Raw genomic sequence first — 288 nt, forward strand, 5'->3', positions numbered from 1 at the left:
CAGCAGGTAAAGGAGACTGTATAGACTGTCACCAGTGTGTAGTGGTATGCCCTACCGGAATTGACATCAGAGACGGGCAGCAGCTGGAGTGCATCAACTGTACAGCATGTATCGACGCCTGCGATGAAGTGATGGAAAAAGTAGGTCTTCCGAAAGGCCTGATCAGATATGCTTCTGAAAACGAAATAGAGAAAGAAACCCAGTTCAAGTTTACAGGAAGAATGAAAGGCTTCTCAATATTCCTGCTTCTTTTGGTAGGATTCCTGGGATATCTTCTTTACAGCCGTG

1 protein-coding gene is annotated in these 288 nt (G+C 45.5%); it reads left to right on the plus strand.

The genetic code is table 11. The features are described from left to right. A partial coding sequence (locus tag FLQ44_RS22925) for a 4Fe-4S dicluster domain-containing protein (RefSeq protein WP_338117506.1) occupies positions 1-288 on the plus strand: 288 nt, incomplete at both ends.

Origin of the sequence: Vogesella mureinivorans (assembly GCF_007644035.1) — a bacterium.
Lineage (GTDB): Bacteria > Pseudomonadota > Gammaproteobacteria > Burkholderiales > Chromobacteriaceae > Vogesella > Vogesella mureinivorans.